This window comes from Solimonas marina, from assembly GCF_012241385.1.
GTDB lineage: Bacteria > Pseudomonadota > Gammaproteobacteria > Nevskiales > Nevskiaceae > Solimonas > Solimonas marina.
The window spans coordinates 97,707-114,786 of record NZ_JAAVXB010000012.1; the positions used below are offsets into that span (position 1 = coordinate 97,707).

At 66.5% G+C, this 17,080-nt stretch carries 12 protein-coding genes; 10 read left to right on the forward strand and 2 right to left on the reverse strand.

All coding sequences use genetic code 11. The features are described from left to right. Nucleotides 1-15: 15 nt before the first annotated feature. From G7Y82_RS17930 to G7Y82_RS17975, 10 genes are all read left to right on the forward strand, one after another. A complete protein-coding gene (locus G7Y82_RS17930; RefSeq protein ID WP_168149526.1) occupies nucleotides 16-1,449 on the forward strand; it encodes an aldehyde dehydrogenase family protein in 1,434 nt (477 codons plus the stop codon). A 71-nt stretch (nucleotides 1,450-1,520) separates the two neighbouring features. Beyond that, nucleotides 1,521-2,495: an ABC transporter substrate-binding protein gene (locus G7Y82_RS17935; RefSeq protein WP_168149527.1), complete on the forward strand. Its 975-nt coding sequence runs from the start codon at nucleotides 1,521-1,523 to the stop codon at nucleotides 2,493-2,495. A gap of 26 nt (nucleotides 2,496-2,521) precedes the next feature. Continuing rightward, on the forward strand, nucleotides 2,522-4,024 hold the full coding sequence (locus tag G7Y82_RS17940; protein ID WP_168149528.1) for a sugar ABC transporter ATP-binding protein: 1,503 nt from the start codon (nucleotides 2,522-2,524) through the stop codon (nucleotides 4,022-4,024). Beyond that, complete coding sequence (locus G7Y82_RS17945) at nucleotides 4,021-5,067, forward strand: ABC transporter permease (RefSeq protein ID WP_168149529.1); 1,047 nt, start codon at nucleotides 4,021-4,023, stop codon at nucleotides 5,065-5,067. Before G7Y82_RS17940 ends, G7Y82_RS17945 begins: the two co-directional genes overlap by 4 nt. Further along, entirely contained in the window at nucleotides 5,064-6,095 is a 1,032-nt protein-coding gene (gene yjfF, locus G7Y82_RS17950; protein WP_168149530.1) for a galactofuranose ABC transporter, permease protein YjfF, read from the forward strand. Before G7Y82_RS17945 ends, yjfF begins: the two co-directional genes overlap by 4 nt. A gap of 17 nt (nucleotides 6,096-6,112) precedes the next feature. Next, complete coding sequence (locus G7Y82_RS17955) at nucleotides 6,113-8,032, forward strand: glycoside hydrolase family 127 protein (RefSeq protein WP_168149531.1); 1,920 nt, start codon at nucleotides 6,113-6,115, stop codon at nucleotides 8,030-8,032. Between the two features lie 146 nt (nucleotides 8,033-8,178). After that, nucleotides 8,179-9,558 carry an MFS transporter gene (locus tag G7Y82_RS17960; protein ID WP_168149532.1) on the forward strand — a complete coding sequence of 460 codons (1,380 nt, stop codon included), beginning with the start codon at nucleotides 8,179-8,181 and terminating at the stop codon, nucleotides 9,556-9,558. A 34-nt stretch (nucleotides 9,559-9,592) separates the two neighbouring features. Continuing rightward, on the forward strand, nucleotides 9,593-10,534 hold the full coding sequence (locus G7Y82_RS17965) for a glycoside hydrolase family 43 protein (protein ID WP_168149533.1): 942 nt from the start codon (nucleotides 9,593-9,595) through the stop codon (nucleotides 10,532-10,534). A gap of 14 nt (nucleotides 10,535-10,548) precedes the next feature. After that, nucleotides 10,549-11,577, forward strand: coding sequence for an arabinan endo-1,5-alpha-L-arabinosidase (locus tag G7Y82_RS17970; protein WP_206370819.1), 1,029 nt, complete (start codon nucleotides 10,549-10,551; stop codon nucleotides 11,575-11,577). Nucleotides 11,578-11,685: 108 nt separating this feature from the next. Further along, the gene (locus tag G7Y82_RS17975) at nucleotides 11,686-12,471 is read left to right on the forward strand and encodes a DUF2726 domain-containing protein (protein WP_168149534.1); all 786 of its coding nucleotides are present in this window, start codon (nucleotides 11,686-11,688) and stop codon (nucleotides 12,469-12,471) included. A gap of 73 nt (nucleotides 12,472-12,544) precedes the next feature. On the opposite strand, the gene G7Y82_RS17980 is transcribed toward G7Y82_RS17975, so the two are convergent. Both G7Y82_RS17980 and G7Y82_RS17985 read right to left on the reverse strand, forming a co-directional pair. Further along, nucleotides 12,545-14,107: an alpha-N-arabinofuranosidase gene (locus tag G7Y82_RS17980; protein WP_168149535.1), complete on the reverse strand. Its 1,563-nt coding sequence runs from the start codon at nucleotides 14,105-14,107 to the stop codon at nucleotides 12,545-12,547. A gap of 109 nt (nucleotides 14,108-14,216) precedes the next feature. Further along, nucleotides 14,217-16,949, reverse strand: coding sequence for a TonB-dependent receptor (locus G7Y82_RS17985; protein ID WP_206370821.1), 2,733 nt, complete (start codon nucleotides 16,947-16,949; stop codon nucleotides 14,217-14,219). Nucleotides 16,950-17,080 lie beyond the last annotated feature (131 nt).

The window sequence follows — 17,080 nt, forward strand, 5'->3', positions numbered from 1 at the left end:
AACAGGAGCAGACGCATGACGCTGCAATTCAAGAGCTACATCAATGGTGAATGGCTAGGCGGCAACGGTGTCGCCGACGAGAACCCGTCCGACCTGGCGACGCCGGTCGGCGAGTACGCGCTGGCCGATGTCGCGCAGACGCAGGCCGCGATCGACGCCGCCAATGGCGCGCGCGCCGCATGGGGCATGAGCAATCCGCAGCAGCGCTTCGACGCGCTCGATTTCGTCGGCAGCGAGATTCTCGCGCGCAAGGAAGAGCTCGGCCGACTGCTGGCGCTCGAGGAAGGCAAGACGCTGGGCGAGTCGATCGGCGAGGCGGCGCGCGCCGGCCAGATCTTCAAGTTCTTCGCCGCCGAGGCGCTGCGCATTCCGGGCGAAAAGCTGGCCTCGACGCGGCCTGGCGTCGACATCGAGCTCACCCGCGAGCCGGTCGGTACGGTCGGCATCATCGCACCGTGGAATTTTCCGCTGGCGATTCCGGCGTGGAAGATCGCGCCGGCGCTGGCCTACGGCAACACCGTGGTGTTCAAGCCGGCCGAGACGGTGCCGGCCTGCGCCTGGGCGATCGCCGAGATCATCAGCCGCGCCGGCCTGCCGGCCGGTGCCTTCAATCTCGTCATCGGCGCCGGCCGTGTGGTCGGCCAGATGCTGGCCGAGCACCCGGGCATCGACGCGCTGAGCTTCACCGGCTCGGTGCCGACCGGCAACCGCGTGCTGCAGACCGCGACCCGCCGCGGCGCCAAGGTGCAGTTGGAGATGGGCGGCAAGAATCCGCTGGTCGTGCTCGCCGACGCCGATCTCGATCAGGCCGTCGAATGCGCCGTCAACGGTGCGTATTTCTCGACCGGCCAGCGCTGTACGGCGTCGAGCCGCCTGATTGTCGAGAAATCCGTTTACGACGAATTCGTCGCGCGCACGATCAAGCGTCTGTCCGGCCTGAAGATCGGCAACCCGCTCGAAGCCGGCGTGCATATCGGTCCGGTGGCCAGCAGCGCGCAGCTCGACACCGATCTTTCGTACATCCGTATCGGCCGCGAGGAAGGCGCCGAGCTGCTGTTCGGCGGCGACATGGTCGAATGCGCGACCAAGGGCCACTTCCTGGCGCCGACGCTGTTCGCGGCGAAACCCGATCATCGCGTCTCGCGCGAGGAGATCTTCGGACCGGTGGCGGCGGTGATGCCGGCCGACGACTACGAGCACGCGCTGGCGCTGGCCAACGACACCGAGTTCGGCCTGTGCGCCGGCATCTGCACGACCTCGCTCAAGTACGCCTCGCACTTCAAGCGCCACGCGCAGGTCGGCATGGTGATGGTCAATCTGCCGACCGCCGGCGTCGACGCGCACGTGCCGTTCGGCGGCCGCAAGGGGTCGAGCTACGGCCCGCGCGAGCAGGGCCGCTACGCCGTCGAGTTCTACACCACGGTGAAGACCGCCTACACGCTGCCCTGAGCGGCACCGCGTACCGGCCCGAAGCGACCGCAGAGTCGCGGGCCGGCGCGTCGACCCCACGGAGGAGAGAGATGAAGATTCGATCGTTATTGCTGGCCGCCGTTGCCGTGCTGCCGCTGCTCGCCGCCTGTTCCGGCGGCAAGAGCGACAAGGGCGGTGCCGACCGGCCGATCACGCTGGGTTTCAGCCAGGTCGGTGCCGAAAGCGAATGGCGCACCGCCAACACCCGGTCGATCAAGGCGGCGGCCAAGGCTGCCGGTATCCGCCTGAAGTTCTCCGACGCGCAGCAGAAGCAGGAGAACCAGATCAAGGCGCTGCGCTCGTTCATCGCCCAGCGCGTCGACGTCATCGCGTTCTCTCCGGTCGTCGAATCGGGCTGGGAGACCGTGCTGCGCGAGGCCAAGGCCGCCGGCATTCCGGTGATCGTCACCGACCGCGCCGTCGACGTCACCGACGACTCGCTGTACACGACGCTGATCGGCTCGGACTTCGTCGAGGAAGGGCGCCGCGCGGCGCGCTGGCTGATCGACGACATGAAGGACCGCAAGGGGCCGATCAACATCGTCGAGCTGCAGGGCACGGTCGGCTCGGCACCGGCGATCGATCGCCAGAAGGGCTTCCACGAGGTCATCGATGCCGACCCGCGCTTCAAGGTGATCCGCTCGCAGAGCGGCGACTTCACGCGCGCCAAGGGCAAGGAAGTGATGGAAGCCTTCCTCAAGGCCGAGGGCAAGAACATCGATGTGCTGTATGCGCACAACGACGACATGGCGATCGGCGCGATCCAGGCCATCGAGGAAGCCGGCCTGCAGCCGGGCAAGGACATCACCGTGGTCTCGATCGACGGCGTCAAGGGCGCGTTCCAGGCGATGATGGCCGGCAAGCTCAACGCCACCGTCGAGTGCAATCCGCTGATCGGTCCGCAGCTGATGGACATCGTCAAGAAGGTGCACGCCGGGCAGACGGTGCCGAAGCGCATCATCGTCAACGAGAGCGTCTTCGACAGATCGCAGGCGGCCGCGGCGTTTCCGTCGCGACAGTACTGAGCCCGGCGGCGGTCGACGCGACGACGATGAGCGATACGGCGATTCTGCAGGCGTCCGGCATCGGCAAGCGCTACGCCGGCGTGGCGGCGCTGCACGACGTGCAGCTGACGCTGCGCGCCGGCGAGGTGCATGCACTGATGGGCCAGAACGGCGCCGGCAAGTCGACGCTGATCAAGGTGCTGACCGGCGTGGTCGCGCCGGACGACGGCACGATCGCGCTGGTCGGCGAGCCGATCGCGCCGCGCTCGCCGGCCGACGCGCAGCGGCTCGGCATCAGCACCGTCTATCAGGAAGTCAATCTGTGTCCGAACCTGTCGGTCGCCGAGAACATCTGCGCCGGCCGCTTCGCGCGCCGGCGCTGGACGCGGACCATTCACTGGTCACGCGTGCATGAAGAGGCAGCGGCGATCATGCGCCGCCTCGATCTCGACATCGACGTCACGCGTTCGCTGTCGAGCTATCCGGTCGCGATCCAGCAGATGGTGGCGATCGCGCGCGCGGTCAGCGTCTCGGCGCGCGTGCTGATTCTCGACGAGCCGACGTCGAGCCTCGACGAAGACGAGGTGCGCCAGCTGTTCGCGGTGATGCGCACGCTGCGCGAGCAGGGCATGGCGATTCTGTTCGTCACGCACTTTCTCGATCAGGTTTATGCGATCTGCGATCGCATCACGGTCCTGCGCAACGGCGGTTTCGTCGGCGAGTACCGCACATCCGAGCTGCCGCAGGCGGCGCTGATCTCGGCGATGGTCGGCCGCGAATTCGCACTGACCGGCACCGATCGTCAGGCGGTGCCGACGGGCGAGGCGGCGCCGCTGCTGACGGCGCAAGGTCTGGGCCGACGCGGTGGCGTCTGGCCGACCGATCTGCAGATCCGTCGCGGCGAGGTGCTCGGCCTCGGCGGTCTGCTCGGCTCCGGCCGTACCGAGCTGGCGCGGCTGTTGTTCGGCCTCGACCCTGCGGACGCCGGCGTGATCGCGATTGACGGCGACGAGCGGCGCTGGCGCGCGCCGGCCGAGGCGATCGCGCACGGAATCGCGCTGTGCCCCGAGGAGCGCAAGACCGAAGGCATCGTCGCCGAGCTGTCGGTGCGCGAGAACATCGTGCTGGCGCTGCAGGCGCGGCTCGGCCTGCGCCGCTATCTGTCGCGCGCGCAGCAGAACGAGATCGCGCAGCGCTTCGTCGAACTGCTGGGCATCAAGACCGCGAGCATCGAGACGCCGGTCGGACTGCTGTCCGGCGGCAATCAGCAGAAGGTGGTGCTGGCGCGCTGGCTGGTCACCGAGCCGCGGCTGCTGATGCTCGACGAGCCGACGCGCGGCATCGATATCGCCGCCAAGCAGGAGATCATGAGCGAGATTCTCAAGCTCGCCCGGCAAGGCATGGCCGTGCTGTTCATTTCGGCGGAAATCGACGAGCTGGTGCGCGTCTGCGACCGCATCGCGGTGATGCGCGAACGGCGCAAGGCCGGCGAATTGGTGGGCGGCAGCAGCGAGCACGCGGTGCTCGACCTGATTGCGGGGACCGCATGAGCGCGCGCTTCAAGCAACTGAGCGGGCACACGCTGTTCTGGCCGCTGCTGACGCTGGCGCTGCTGCTGGTCGCCAACGGCATCTTCAATCCCGGCTTCCTGGCGCTGCAGTGGCGCGAGGGGCATCTCTACGGCAACCTGATCGACATCGTCAATCGCGCCGCGCCGCTGATTCTGGTGTCGATCGGCATGACGCTGGTGATCGCCGTGCGCGGCCTCGACATCTCGGTCGGTGCGGTGCTGGCGATTTCGGCAACGGTCGCGGCATGGATGATCGGCGGCGCGCTGGTCGTCGATCACGGCGTGACGACGGCGGTGACCCGGCTGCCGATGCCGGTGGCGATTGCCGGGGCGCTCGGCGTGGCCCTGGCCTGCGGCTTGTGGAACGGTCTGCTGGTGGTGCGCGCCGGCATGCAGCCGATCATCGCGACGCTGATTCTGATGGTCGCCGGCCGCGGTCTCGCGCAGTTGATCGGCGGCGGCCAGATCCTGACGATCTACTATCCGCCTTACTTCTATCTCGGCAACGGCTTCCTGCTCGGCTTGCCGTTCACGCTGTTCGTGGTCGCCGCCATCTATGCGCTGACGCACGTGGCGCTGAACCGTACGGCACTGGGCCTGTTCATTCGTGCGATCGGCGTCAACCCGGTGGCGTCGCGCGTCGCCGGCATTCGCGCGCGGCTGATCACGATCGGCCTCTACATGTTCTGTGCGCTGATGGCCGGCGTCGCCGGCCTGATCGTCAGCTCCAACGTCAAGAGCGCCGACGCCAACAACGCCGGACAGCTGCTGGAACTCGATGCGATCCTCGCCGTGACGCTTGGCGGCACGCTGCTGACCGGCGGCCGCTTCAGTCTCGCCGGCAGCGTCGTCGGCGCGCTGATCATCCAGACGCTGACGTCGACGATTTATTCGGTCGGCATCCCGCCGCAGGTCAACATGGTCGTCAAGGCGATGTTGGTGTTCGCGGTGATGCTGTTGCAGTCGGCCGAATTCCGCACCACCGTGCGCGGCTGGCTGGTGCGCACGGAGCGTCGCGCATGAGCGCGCCGCTGCCGTTGACCGCGCCGGCGCCGAGGCCGACGATGCCGCGCTGGCGCGCGCTGCTGCTGTTCGACTCGAAGTACACGCCGCTGGCGATCACGATCGCGCTGTTCGTCAGCATGACGGTCGCGGGCGGCATCGTCTACGACGGCCTGCTGCAGCCGCAGATCTTTCTCAACCTGTTCGTCGACAATGCCTTTCTGTTGATCGTCGCGGTCGGCATGACCTTCGTGATCCTGACCGGCGGTATCGACCTGTCGGTCGGCTCGGTGATCGCGCTGACGACGGTGGTATCGGCGGTGCTGGTCGAGCATCACGGCTGGAATCCGTGGCTGGTGATGCCGTTGATGCTGCTGATGGGCGCCGCGTTCGGCGGCGCGATGGGCCTGCTGATCCAGCGCTTCCGGCTGCAGCCGTTCGTCGTCACGCTCGGCGGCATGTTTCTCGCGCGCGGCATCAGCTTTCTGATCAGCGTCGATTCGATCAGCATCACCAATCCGGTCTACATGTCGATCGCCGAAGCGCGCCTGTCGCTCGGCGGCGGCTGTTCTCTGTCGGTTGGTGCGCTGCTGTCGATCGGCGTGCTGCTCGCCGGCATCTGGCTTGCGCACGCCACGGCGTTCGGCCGCAGCATCTATGCGCTCGGCGGCAGCGAGGCGTCGGCGCGGCTGATGGGCCTGCCGGTCGCGGCGACACAGATCGGCGTCTATGCCCTGAGCGGCGCGTGCTCGGCGCTGGCCGGCATCGTCTACACGTTCTACATGCTGTCCGGCTACAGCCTGCATGCGCAGGGCCTGGAACTCGACGCGATCGCCGCCGTCGTGGTCGGCGGCACGCTGCTGACCGGCGGCAGCGGCTACCTTGTCGGCACGCTGTTCGGCGTGCTGATCCTCGGCCTGATCCAGACCATCATCACCATCGACGGCACGCTCAGCTCGTGGTGGACGAAGATCGTCATCGGCGGGCTGCTGTTCCTGTTCTGCCTGCTGCAGCGCCTGTTCGCCGGCCTGCGCCGCACGCGCGTCTGAGACCGGAGCCCCGAGCGATGCCAACCCGCCGCGAAATCATCCAGCACGGTGCCGCGCTTGGCGCCGCAGCGTGGACGGTGATCCGCGCCGCGAATGCGAGCGCCGATGCGATCGCGCCGCTGCCGCCGGCCCGCGCCGACGCGGTGGCCTGGCAAGCGCAGCCGTTCGCGGCGCGGCAGGTGTGTCTGCTCGACGGTCCGTTCAAGGTCGCGCGCGATCTCGACCGCCGCTATCTGCTGGCCCTCGCGCCCGAGCGCCTGCTGCACAATTTTCGCGTCACCGCCGGTCAGCCGTCGGCCGCCGAACCGCTGGGCGGCTGGGAGTCGCCGCACTGCGAGCTGCGCGGCCACTTCGTCGGCCACTATCTTTCGGCCTGCGCGCTGTTGCTCGCCGCCGGCGACGACCCCGCGATCCGCACGCAGCTGCAGGCGGTGCTCGACGGACTGGCGGCGTGCCAGCGCGACGACGGTTACCTGAGTGCGTTCCCCGACAGCTTCTTCGATCGTCTCGGCCGCCACGAGAACGTCTGGGTGCCGATCTATACCTGGCACAAGCTGATCGCCGGCCTCATCGATGTACATCAGCACACCGGTGATGCGCGTGCGCTGACGATGGCGCGTGGCATGGCGGACTGGCTGGCAGCGTGGTCGGCGCCATTCGGCGACGACGACTGGAAGCAGATCCTCGACGTCGAATTCGGCGGCATCAATGAAAGCTATTTCACGCTGTACGGCCTGATCGGCGACGCGCGCTACGAGCAGATGGCGCGACGCTTCGATCATCACGCGGTGTTCGATCCGCTGGCGGCGCACCGCGACGCGCTGGCCGGACTGCACGCCAACACCAATATCCCCAAGATCGTCGGCGCCGCGCGCGGCTACGAGCTGACCGGCGAGGCGCGCTATCACGACATCGCCGCGTTCTTCTGGAAGACCGTCACCGGCCATCACGCGTACTGCACCGGCGGCACCAGCAACTACGAGCGTTGGGCCGGACCCGACCAGTTCGCCGGCCAGCTCAGCGGCCACACGCAGGAATGCTGCTGCAGCTACAACATGCTGAAGCTGACCCGCCATCTGTATGGCTGGCGGCCGGACGCGGCGCTGATCGACTACTACGAGCGCGTACTGTTCAATTCGCGGCTCGGCACCCAGGACGCGCGCGGCATGATGATGTACTTCGTGCCGCTCGACGCCGGCTACTGGAAAGTCTTCAACAAGCCGTACGACTCGTTCTGGTGCTGCACCGGGACCGGCACCGAAGAATTCGCCAAGACCCAGGACACGATCTACTTCCACACCGGCGAGCAGCTCTACGTCAATCTGTTCATCGCTTCCGAGCTGCACTGGCCGGAGCAGGGGCTGAGGCTGCGTCAGGAGACGGCGTTTCCGCAGCAGCAAGGCACGACACTGAAGCTGAAGCTGCGCCGGCCGCGAACGCTGACGCTGCAGCTGCGCATTCCGGCCTGGGCCCGGGGCGCGACGCTGAGCGTCAACGGCCAGCCGCAGGATGTCACGCTGCAGCCCGGCACGTACTACGCGCTGCGACGTCGCTTCGCCGATGGTGACGTCGTCGCGCTGGGCTTGCCGATGGCGCTGCACGCCGCGCCGCTGCCGGACGATGACGGCCTGCAGGCGATGATGTACGGACCGCTGGTGCTGGCGGCGCGACTCGGCGGCGACGGCCTGACGCCGGACATGATCGAGGTCGCCGACCAGCGGCCGTCGTTCAACCGTTTCATCGGCGAGCAGCTGCCGTCGGTGTACTTCAAGCCCGATCAGTCGTGGATGCAGCCGCTCGCCGGTCAGGCCCTGACGTTCGAAGCACAGGGCATCGCCGAGCGGCTGACGTTCATCCCGCTGTACCAGATCCAGAACGAGCGCTACGCCGTCTACTGCCGCGTACGCCCGGAATGGGAACGCGATCCGCAGATTTGAATGATGCGCTCGGCTCCGCAATACCTCGAAGCGAGCGCCGGGCGTACGACCGGCGCCGCGGAGGCTAAGATGCCGCCCTCGCGGTGGCGACGGGGCATCGAACCCCGGCGCATAGACAAAAAGAATTTTGATTGGAGGCAGAGCAGATGCAGACCCAGAGGATGACCGTACTCGAGAAGATCGGGTACGGCACCGGCGACATGGCGGTCAACGTCGTCATCTCGTCGATGATGCTGATCATCACGTTTTTCTATACCGACGTGTTCGGGCTCAAGCCGTCCGACCTCGCTCTGCTGTTCGTCGCCGTGCGCCTGATCGACGCCGTCACCGACCCGCTGATGGGCATCATCACCGACAAGGTGAAAACGCGCTGGGGCCGCTATCGGCCGTACTTCCTGTTCCTCGCGGTGCCGTTCGGCATCTCGGTGTTCCTGACGTTCAGCACGCCGGACTTCTCGTATGCCGGCAAGCTGGCCTGGGCCTATTCGACGTATACGCTGGTGACGCTGATTTTCACCGGTGTGACGATTCCATACATCTCGATCATCAGCGTGCTGACGCATGATCCGCAGGAGCGTCTGTCGGCCAACGGCTATCGTCTGTTCTTCGCCAAGATCGCCGCGTTTCTGGTGACGATCATCGTGCCGCAGCTGGCCGCGGTCTGGGGCGCCGGCAGCCTGCAATTCGGCTACCAGATGGCGATGGGGCTGATGGGGCTGATGGCGACGGCGCTGTTCCTGTTCTGTTTCTTCACCACCACCGAGCGGCTCGAGCACGAGGTGGACCGCAAGCCGTTCGGCGAGCAGGTGCGTTTGCTGGTGCGCAACGATCAATGGCTGGTGCTGTGCGCGGTTTGCGTGACCGGCACGATCGGCTACGTGATCCGTGGCTCGGTCGCCGCGTACTACGCCAAGTACTACCTCGGCGGCTCGGCGAAGATGATCTCGATGTTCCTGACCACCGGCGTCGGCGCGGCGATCCTGGCGATGGTCGTGTCGACGTGGATCACCAAGAAATACTGCAAGGTGAAGCTGTTCCGCTACAGCCAGCTGGCCGTCGGCGTGCTCAGCGTCCTGCTGTTCGTGCTCGTCGGGCCGGGCGACGTGATGCTCGCCTTCGTGCTGTATTTCCTGCTGTCGCTGATCGTCGATCTGCATGCGCCGGTATTCTGGTCGGCGATCGCCGAGGCGGTCGACTACGGCGAGGTCAAGACCGGTAAGCGCGTCGCGGGGCTGGCGTTCGGCGGCATCTCGTTCTGTCAGAAGGCCGGCATGGGCATTGCCGGCGCGATCGTCGGCGGTCTGCTGACGTACTACCAGTACGTGCCGGACAAGGTGCAGAGCGAATTCACCCTGACCGGCATCGCGCTGATGCTGTCGATCATCCCCGGCGCGTTCCATGCGCTGATGGGCCTGCTGATGTTCCGCTACCGCATCACCGACGCGTATTACCGCGAGATGAAGCAGCAGCTGGCGACGCCGATGGCGACGCCCGGAGCGCAACCGCTGGCGCCGTCGGCCGCCTGACGCCGTCTCTTCCGATTTTCATTCGAGCGCAGACATGTCGTTTCACAATCCGCTGATTCCGCAACGCGCCGATCCGTGCATTTACCGCCACACGGATGGCTATTACTACTTCACCGCCTCGGTGCCCGAATACGACCGCATCGAGCTGCGCCGCGCGGCGACGCTTGAGGCACTGCCGGCGGCGCCGACCGTCGACATCTGGCGCGCGCCGCCGAGCGGCGCGACGAGTTCGCTGATCTGGGCGCCGGAGATCCACTACATCGACGGTGCGTGGTACGTCTATTTCGCGGCGGCGCCGTCGCGCGAGATCGTCGACGGCCTGTTCCAGCACCGCATGTACGTGCTGCGCACGACCGCCGCCAACCCGCTCGACGGTCCGTGGGAGACGCTCGGCCGCGTCGACACCGGCCTCGACAGCTTCAGCCTCGACGCGACCAGCTTCGCGCACCGCGGGCAGCGCTACTACGTGTGGGCGCAGAAAGACCCGGCGATCACCGGCAACTCGAATCTGTACATCGCGCCGATGAAGACGCCGTGGCAGCTCGGCGCCACGCCGGTGATGCTGAGCAAGCCGGAGTTCGACTGGGAGATCCAGGGCTTCTGGGTCAACGAAGGGCCGTCGGTGCTGATCCGTCACGGCAAGGTCTTCATCACCTATTCGGCGAGTGCCACCGACGAGCGTTACTGCATGGGCCTGCTGCAGGCGCCGGTCGACGCCGATCCGCTCGATCCGGCGAGCTGGACCAAGTCCGCGCAACCGGTGTTCGGCAGCTGCGCCGAGCGCGAGGTCTACGGCCCCGGCCACAACAGCTTCACGGTGTCGGCCGACGGCGGTACTGACCTGATCGTTTATCACGCGCGCAACTACACGGAAATCGTCGGTGACCCGCTGTGGAATCCGGATCGCCATACCTGCGTGCAGGCGATCGACTGGAGCGCCGACGGCCAGCCGGTCTTCGGTCTGCCGCAACGCTGAGAAGGAGCACAACGATGAAGATCCGCATGGCCTGGCCGGCCGCCGCAGCGGCCATCCTGGCGATCGTCGTCGCCGGCTGCGCCAACGCGGCGCCGCGCAGCGACGACGGCTACCGCGCCGACATCCACGTGCACGACCCGACGATGATCGAGGCGAACGGCACCTACTATCTGTTCGGCACCGGCGACGGCATCGAGGTGCACAGCTCCAAGGATCTGAAGACCTGGAAGGCCGAGCCGCGTGTGTTCGCGTCGCCGCCGGCGTGGACGCATGCGATCGTGCCCGATTACCAGGGCAGCATGTGGGCGCCGGACATCTCGTTCCATCACGGCCGCTACTATCTTTACTACTCGGTCTCGGCGATCGGCAAGAACACTTCGGCGATCGGCCTGGTGACCAACAAGACGCTCGATCCGGCGTCGCCGGACTATCACTGGGTCGATCACGGGCCGGTGATCCGCTCGATACCGTATCGCGATCTGTGGAACGCGATCGATCCGAACTTGGCGCTCGACGACGACGGCACGCCGTATCTGGTGTTCGGCTCGTTCTGGGGCGGCGTCAAGATGTTCCGCCTCGACGCCGCGCTCGACGCGCCGGCCGAGCCGCAGCAGTGGTATACGCTGGCCAAGCGCGAGCGCGACATCTTCGTCGACGATGCCGAGCCGGAACCGGCGGCGATCGAAGCGCCGTTCATCTTCCATCACAACGGCTGGTACTACCTGTTCGTTTCCTGGGACTACTGCTGCCGCGGCATCGACAGCACGTACAAGATCGTGGTCGGCCGCAGCCGTTCGATCACCGGCCCGTATGTCGACCGCAGCGGCAAGGAAATGGCCCAGGGCGGTGGCACCATCGTGCTCAAGGGCAATGCCAACTATCCGGGCGTCGGCCACAACAGCGCCTACACCTTCGGTGGCCAGGACTATCTGGTCTTCCACGCCTACGACGAACACGACCACGGCCAGTCCAAGCTCAAGGTCACGCCGATGCACTGGGACCATGACGGCTGGCCGCTGATCGACCCGCACGTACTCGACTGACGGCCTTCGTTCGTCGACTCCCGCCCGGCGGTGCGCATGGCCGCCGGGTTTTCTTTTGCGCGCCGCTGCGGCTAGATTGCCCGCATCCCCCATTCTCCGGAGTTGTGCGTGCAGGGTCTGCTCATCGTCGCGATCGTGCTGGCGATCATCATCGTCATCGCCGCGCAGCGGCTGCGCCGGCGCGATGATGCGGCGGTCGACGACGCGCGCTACGTCACCAAGCCGGTGCTGCTGTCGGCGGCCGAGCGCGCATTCCTCAGCGCGCTCGAAAGCGCGGTCGCCGGGCAATACCGGATCTTCGCGATGGTTCGCGTCGCCGACGTACTCAGCGTCGAGGCCGTGAGTCGCGGACGCTGGCAGTCCGCGTTCAACCGCATCAACGCCAAGCACTTCGACTTCGTGATCTGCGAGCACGCCGAGCTGAGCCCGCGCATCGCGATCGAACTCAACGACGGCTCGCACCGGCGTGCTGACCGGCGCCGCCGTGACGATTTTCTGCGCAACGCCTGCCAGCAGGCCGGATTGCCGCTGCTCGAGGTGCCGGTCAGCAGCCGCTATCGCGCCGACGTGCTGCGCCGGCAGCTGCAGGCGCTGATCGACTTCGCGCCGGGCGACGCGCGGCGGCCCGCGCGCATCGAGCCACGCATCGAGCCGACGCCGAACGTGCCGGTCGTCGCGGATCGGCCGGCCGCCGCGCCCGAACCCGACGTGACGACGCTGCTCGTTGCGGCGGGCGCGACGGTAGCCGCCGAACCGCGCTGCCCGAAATGCGACGGCGAGGTGCAGCGCCGCCGCATCGATACCGGCCGGCTCGCCGGTCGCGAATTCTGGCTGTGCCGGGCGTTTCCGGTCTGCGCCGGCATGTTGCCGGTCGCCGCCGACACGGCGCCCTGAGCACGGCGCGGCCGGGCACGAAAAAGGCCACCCGCCGCAACGACGGGTGGCCCGCGCGCAATGCGCTGCGGCGTCAGTGCAGCTCGAGTACGACGACCGACTTTGCCGGCAGCTCGGCCGACAGCCGGCCGCTGCGGATCTTCGCGCCGTCGAACGCGGTCGGCACCAGCTTGTCGGGCTCGGCGAAGGTGTTCATCGCGTTCATCGTCTTCGCCGTCAGGATCCTGCCGCTGACGCGTCGTGCGGCTGTGCCGTCGAGCTTGATCGATACCGGCGCGGCGTGCTCGGGGTCGAGATTGGCGAGCGCGATATAGACCTGGCCGTCCTTGCCGCGTGCGGCAGCGCTGCTGATCTGCGGCACGCTCCAGTCGCCGTGTCGATAGATCGGCGATTCGACGTCGAGCGGCAGGTGCGTGGCGTCCATGAACGGCTTGTACATCATGAACACGTGATAGGTCGGCGTCAGTACCATCCTGTCACCCTGCGTGAAGATCATCGCCTGCAGCACGTTGACCATCTGCGCGATGTTGGCCATGCGCACGCGGTCGGTGTGATGCTGGAAGATGTTCAGGTGGATCGCCGCGACCAGCGCGTCGCGCAAAGTGTTCTGCTGCTGCAGGAAGCCGGGGTTGGTGCCCGGCGTCGGCAGATACCAGGTGCCCCATTCGTCGACCACCAGCGCGACTTTCTTGTCCGGATCGTATTTGTCCATGATCGCGCTGTGCCGGGTGATCAGCTCGTCCATGTAATGGGCTTTCTGCATGGTCTCGGCCCAGTCGTTCTCGTCGAAGTCGGTGGCCGATTTCTTGTGCTCGAAGTTGCCGGGGATCGTGTAGTAGTGCAGCGACAGACCGTCCATGAACTTGCCGGCGACCTTCATCATCACGTCGGTCCAGTGATAGTCGTCGACGTTGGCGCCGGGCGCGATCTTGTCGATGTGCTGCGTCGCCGGACTCTTCACGAAGGTCTGGTAGCGGCGGTACAGATCGGCCGCGTATTCGGGACGCATGTTGCCGCCGCAGCCCCAGAGCTCGTTACCGATGCCGAAGTACGGCAGCTGCCAGGGCTGGTCGCGGCCGTTGGCGCGGCGTTCGTTGGCGAGTGTCGATTGCGTCGGCGAGGTCATGTACTCGACCCAGCTCGCCATTTCCTCGGGCGGCGCGTCGCCGACGTTGCCGGCGACGTAGGCCTGCGCGCCGATCAGTTCGGCGAAGTTCATGAACTCGTGCGTGCCGAACGCGTTGCTTTCGGTGACGCCGCCCCAATGCGTGTTGACGCGCACCGGACGCCGATCGCGCGGTCCGACGCCCTCGCGCCAGTGGTATTCGTCGGCGAAGCAGCCGCCGGGCCAGCGCACCACCGGCACGTCGAGCTTGCGCAGGGCGTCGACGACATCCTTGCGGTAGCCGTCGACGTTCGGGATCTTCGAGTCCTCGCCGACCCAGACGCCGCCGTAGATGCCGGTGCCGAGGTGCTCGGCGAACTGCCCGAACAGATTGCGGCTGACGTGGCCGCCCGGTTCGTCGGCGTGCAGTTCCATCGGCACCGTCGCCGGCGCCGCCGCGGCGGCGCCGGCGACGGTGGCCGCCAGCACGGCGGCGAGGCGGGTGACGCGGGTGATCGTTGCAAGGGCCATCGTCGATTTCCTGGCTGTCGTCATCGAACGGGGTCCCGGCGCGCTTGGTCGCGCCGTGACCCGGAATAGAAAAGACCTCCGAGATCGCCGGAGGTCAGGGGAGAGACCGTCAGAAACGGAAGCGCATGCCGGCGGTGAACGTGCGTTCGAGCCGTGCGGTGTCACGCGGGAATTGATACGAGTTGCCGAAGTAGGTCTGCGAGACTTCGCGCATCAGGTTGGTGCCTTCCAGCGAAACGGTGAAGTGCTCGCTGATGTCGTAACTGACCTGCGCGTCGAGGTTGTCGGACGGCTTGATGTCGATCTCCTGCGGCTGATCGCCGCCGGGGTCGTAGGCCGACACGTACTTGCTGCGCCAGTTGTAGGCGACGCGCGCCGAGAAGCCGTATTTCTCGTACATCAGGATCGCGTTGTAGGCGCGCTTGGAAACGTTGACCAGGTCCTGGTCGACGCCTTCCGGCGACTCGGTCTGCGCGCTGATGAACGTGGCGTTGAGCTGCGTGCCGAAGCCCGACATCCAGCCCGGCAGCATGTCGAAGAACTGCACGTACTGCAGCTCGACGCCCTTGAGCGTGCCGTGCCCGGTGTTCTGCGGCATGCTGACGTTGTAGTCGGTGCCGTCGATCGTCTCGGTGCTCGAATAGGTCTGGATGTAGCCCTTGATGCCGCGGTAGAACGTCGTTGCCGCCAGTTCGCCGCCCGGTGCGAAATACCACTCGAGCGAGATGTCGACATTGTTCGACTTCACCGCATCGAGGTCGGGGTTGCCGCCACTGCCGGTCGCTGGCACGGTCGCCGTCGCCTGGTACAGCGTCAGCTGCGGGTTGAGGTTGGCGAAGCTCGGCCGCGTGATGGTGCGGCCGTAGGCACCACGCAAGAACAGGTCCGGCGTGAACTTCAGGCGCGCATTGAGCGTCGGCAGGACTTCGGTGTCGTGCTTGTCGATCGACACGGGCGCGGTGTCGCCGGTATCGCCGTCGATCTGCGTGCCGCGCAGCGTCGAATTCAGGCGCACGACGCGCGCGCCAACGAAGCCGTCGAGTGGCAGGCTGCCGACGTCGAACAGATAGTGCGCCTGCGCGTAGAACGCGTAGTTGTCCTCGCGGTCGTTGAAATACAGGGATGGGTCGGCGGCCGGCGTGCCGGTGTCGTAACCCATCGCCGAGCGGATTTCGTCGGAGTTCTGCATGATGAAATCACGGTCGGCGACGGTCCATTGCCGCGTCGACATGTCGCGTGCGCCGTCGAGCAGATTGTTCGGCGTGGTCGCGGCCAGGCCCGGAATGCTGTCGACGTAGACCAGCTCGCCGTCGCTGCGGTTGTTGGTCTTGCCGCCGGAGTTCTCGCCGACATTGGTCGCCATGCGGCGGCTGAAGCGCAGGCCGGCATCAAATTTATCCACCGGACCGAAGTTCAGATGAAAGGTGCTGTCGCCCTTCCAGGCCCACTCGCTGCCGCGCTGATGGCTCCAGTCGTCGTAGTACTGATGAACCCAGTAGTTCGACGAGTCGGTCAGGTCGAAAGCCGAGCCGTCGGCGTTGCGTACGGTGGCGTCGGCGGCGCCGCCGTTGGAGAAGTTCATCGTGATGTCCGGCGCGATGAACGCGGTATCGACGATGAAATCGCGATTGTCGGCCGACGAATACGTGTGCGTCAGCTCGCTCGAGAGCTTCATGCTGTCGTTCTCCCAGAGCCCGCCGAGCGAGCCCTGGAAGGTGTCGGAGCTGTTGCGATAGCCCTGATTGCTGGTCAGTGTGAACAGATTCGTCGCTTCCATGGTCTGCGCGACGTTGGTGTCGCCGCGTAGCGTGACGTCGACGACGTTCGACGAGTCGACGAGCACCGGCAGCGGAATCCAGTAGTTCGCCTGGCGGCGTTCGTCATAGCCGATCGCCAGACCGTCGAAGTACAGCTCGGTGTTGTCGTTCGGCCGCCACTGCAGCGAGATGTTGCCGGAACGGCGGTCGCGGTCGCCGATGTTGTAGATCGCACCCATCGTCTCCGGACGATAGATTTCCTGGCCCGGATTGGCCGGATTGTCGACCAGATCGGAGATGAAGTTGAACGTGCTGCTTTCCTGGTAGCGGCGGCGCTGGTACGAGTAGCTCGCCAGTGCGCCGAACTCGCCCCAGTCGTTCTTCCAGCGGTTGCTGACGGTCAGGCTGCCGACCGGGTCGTACTTGTCGGCCTGCTCGCTGTAGACCTCGCGCAGGCCGCCGGCCACTTTCAGGCCCGGTTCGAAGTCGAACGGGCGATGCAGGCGCACGTCGATGGTGCCGGCGATGCCGCCTTCGGGCTGTTCGGCGGTCATCGTCTTGTAGACGTCGACGCGCTGCAGCAGGTCGGCGGGGATGTCGGCCAGCGAGATCGAGCGACCGGTGGTCGTGAACACGTCGCGGCCGTTGAGCGTGGTGACGACGTCGGGCAGGCCGCGGATCAGTACCGTGCTGACTTCGCCGTTGGCACGTTCCACCTGCACGCCGGTGACGCGCTGCAATGCCGCAGCGACGCTGTTGTCGGGCAGCTTGCCGATGTCTTCGGCGACGATCGAATCGATGATTTCCTGAGAGTTGCGCTTGATCCCGATCGCGCTCTCGACGCTGCTGCGCACACCGTGAACGACGACTTCGGCGATGCCGGCATCATCGGCGCTGCCGGGTGGCGTGCACAGGGCGTTCGGATCGTTTGCCGTCGGACAGACGGCCGGGGATTGCGCCGGCGTCGCGGCGGCGGTGTCCTGCGCGGCGGCGCTCTGTGCGATCGCCATCGCGATCGCTGTCAGCGAGGTGCCCAGGATCATCCGCGGTGCGGAGGCACGGCGGCGCATCGAGCCAACTTTCATCGGTACTCCTCCTCTCTAGGTCGAACAGCCTGGCGATGTCGCGGGACGCCGCTGGCTGGATTTTTATGACGGATGGGCGCTGCCCTCCGTCTTTAGATGGGCGCCAGAGTAGAGAGGGAACAGATAACTGT

Excerpts from the sequence above, each read along its gene's own strand:
- G7Y82_RS17930 (WP_168149526.1), top strand. The coding sequence starts at position 16 with ATGACGCTGCAATTCAAGAGCTACATCAATGGTGAATGGCTAGGCGGC.
- G7Y82_RS17935 (WP_168149527.1), top strand. The coding sequence starts at position 1,521 with ATGAAGATTCGATCGTTATTGCTGGCCGCCGTTGCCGTGCTGCCGCTG.
- G7Y82_RS17940 (WP_168149528.1), top strand. The coding sequence starts at position 2,522 with ATGAGCGATACGGCGATTCTGCAGGCGTCCGGCATCGGCAAGCGCTAC.
- G7Y82_RS17945 (WP_168149529.1), top strand. The coding sequence starts at position 4,021 with ATGAGCGCGCGCTTCAAGCAACTGAGCGGGCACACGCTGTTCTGGCCG.
- yjfF (WP_168149530.1), top strand. The coding sequence starts at position 5,064 with ATGAGCGCGCCGCTGCCGTTGACCGCGCCGGCGCCGAGGCCGACGATG.
- G7Y82_RS17955 (WP_168149531.1), top strand. The coding sequence starts at position 6,113 with ATGCCAACCCGCCGCGAAATCATCCAGCACGGTGCCGCGCTTGGCGCC.
- G7Y82_RS17960 (WP_168149532.1), top strand. The coding sequence starts at position 8,179 with ATGCAGACCCAGAGGATGACCGTACTCGAGAAGATCGGGTACGGCACC.
- G7Y82_RS17965 (WP_168149533.1), top strand. The coding sequence starts at position 9,593 with ATGTCGTTTCACAATCCGCTGATTCCGCAACGCGCCGATCCGTGCATT.
- G7Y82_RS17970 (WP_206370819.1), top strand. The coding sequence starts at position 10,549 with ATGAAGATCCGCATGGCCTGGCCGGCCGCCGCAGCGGCCATCCTGGCG.
- G7Y82_RS17980 (WP_168149535.1), bottom strand. The coding sequence starts at position 14,107 with ATGGCCCTTGCAACGATCACCCGCGTCACCCGCCTCGCCGCCGTGCTG.
- G7Y82_RS17985 (WP_206370821.1), bottom strand. The coding sequence starts at position 16,949 with ATGAAAGTTGGCTCGATGCGCCGCCGTGCCTCCGCACCGCGGATGATC.